Annotated in this window: 2 protein-coding genes and 1 pseudogene; 1 reads left to right on the forward strand and 2 read right to left on the reverse strand. The window is 62.9% G+C overall.

Going from position 1 to position 1,705, the window contains the following annotated elements; translation table 11 throughout:
• On the reverse strand, nucleotides 1–189 hold a 189-nt coding region (locus tag J2W40_RS20485; RefSeq protein ID WP_310227797.1), incomplete at its 3' end, for a transposase.
• A gap of 82 nt (nucleotides 190–271) precedes the next feature.
• On the opposite strand from J2W40_RS20485, the gene J2W40_RS20490 reads away from it, so the two are divergent.
• A complete protein-coding gene (locus J2W40_RS20490; RefSeq protein ID WP_310227798.1) occupies nucleotides 272–1,297 on the forward strand; it encodes an IS110 family RNA-guided transposase in 1,026 nt (341 codons plus the stop codon).
• Between the two features lie 253 nt (nucleotides 1,298–1,550).
• Here the strand turns inward: J2W40_RS20490 and J2W40_RS20495 are convergent.
• A pseudogene (locus J2W40_RS20495) lies at nucleotides 1,551–1,705 on the reverse strand (IS5/IS1182 family transposase); the annotation flags it as partial.

A 1,705-nucleotide genomic window follows, 5' to 3' on the forward strand; every position in this document is an offset into this window, starting at 1 on the left:
GCTGTCGTAGCCTTTGTCGGCGACCAGTTCGGCAGACGGCGGCATTGCCTCGATACAGAGCTTGGCGACCTTGCAATCGTGCACGTTTCCGGGCGTCAGGAGCAGGACGCAGGGGCGGCCCTTCTCGTCGCAGACGGCGTGGAGTTTGGTGTTTCGCCCGCCTTTCGTGCGGCCGATACCATGAGCCAAGGCCCCCCTTTATGGATGGCTCGCCCCTTATCCGAACCGTTGTTATCCTGTGACATCGGTTCGTTTGAGGAAGGAGAAGGTCATGGACATATCGGTTCTCGGGATTGATCTGGGCAAGAACAGCTGCAGCGTGGTCGGGCTGGATGCCACGGGTAAGGTCGTTGTGCGACGACGGATGCGGCGCGAGACCGTCATCACCTATGCGGCGAGCCTGCCGGCTTGCGTCGTGGCGATGGAGGCTTGCTGCGGCGCTCATCACATGGGCCGGGCGCTGGCACGACAAGGCCATGCGGTGCGGTTGATGTCGCCGGAATATGTCCGTCCTTACGTCAAGGCGCAGAAGAACGATGATCGCGATGCCGAGGCGATCGCGGAAGCGGCAACTCGCCCGACGATGCGGTTTGTGGAGCTGAAGACCCAGGAGCAACTCGATATGCAGACGTTGCACCGCATTCGTGATCAGCTCGTCGGAGACCGTACCTCGCTGATGAACCAGATCAGAAGTCTTCTCCTCGAACGCGGCTATATCGTTCCGCAAGGGCGCGCAAAGCTTGCCGCCCGCCTCGGTGAGATGCTGGATGGCGATGAGCCAGTGCTCGGGGCCCGCATTCACCGGCTCGTCAGCGATATGCGTCTGCGCTGGATTGCCCTCGATGAGCGGATTGCAGATCTCGATGCCGAGTTCACCGAGGCTGCTCGCTCGGATGAGAGGATGCAGCGGCTGCTGACCATCCCCGGCATCGGCGCACTCAACGCGACCGTGCTGGTGGCAGCGGTCGGAGATGCCCGAACATTCGGCCGTGGTCGGGATCTTGCCGCCTGGCTGGGCCTGGTACCGCGGCAGGCGACCACTGGCGGCAAGCCGCGGCTGCTCGGCATCACTAAGCGCGGGAGCCGCTATCTGCGCAAAAACCTGATCCAGGGCGCCCGTTCGTCACTGCCGACGATGAGCAAGAGCGATACGCGGCTTGGCGCTTGGCTGCGGGGCTTGCTCTCGCGCTCCCACCCCAACACCGTCGTGGTGGCGCTGGCGGCCAAGATGGCGCGCATCGTCTGGGCGTTGCTGCGTCACGAGCGCACCTACGAACAAATCGCGCAAGCGGCGTGAACGAGATCGGCCGATGCGGCGTGAACCGGCCGGATGATGTCTGCGGGAGGTGAGTGACAGATGGCCTGACAGTCGACCGGTGTCCTGGAACCCTACGGCGTAAAATGGCACTCGATGCCGGCCCCTTTATGAGGACCAGAACGCGCGGATCTCCATCTTGGCCAACAGCACATGCTGAAAGGCCGGATACGTTTTCGCAGACTGCTCAGATCGTCAGACACAAACCGCTTGCCGACGGGGCGAGCCATACGTTTCCGCCGCCCGCGCAGCGGTGGACCTTGATGCAACTGCTATCGATGAACAACCTGTCGAGTGCATCTCCTGCTCCCGCCAGCGCGCTGAAGATGCCCTCCCAAATGCCGCGCCCGGACCAGCGGACGAAACGATTGTAGAGCGTCTTCTTGGGTC

This window comes from Sphingobium xenophagum, from assembly GCF_031457465.1.
Taxonomy (GTDB): Bacteria; Pseudomonadota; Alphaproteobacteria; order Sphingomonadales; family Sphingomonadaceae; genus Sphingobium; species Sphingobium xenophagum_A.

What these genes read in the sequence shown, in the direction of transcription:
- J2W40_RS20490 (WP_310227798.1), top strand. Translation starts at nt 272, where the DNA reads ATGGACATATCGGTTCTCGGGATTGATCTGGGCAAGAACAGCTGCAGC.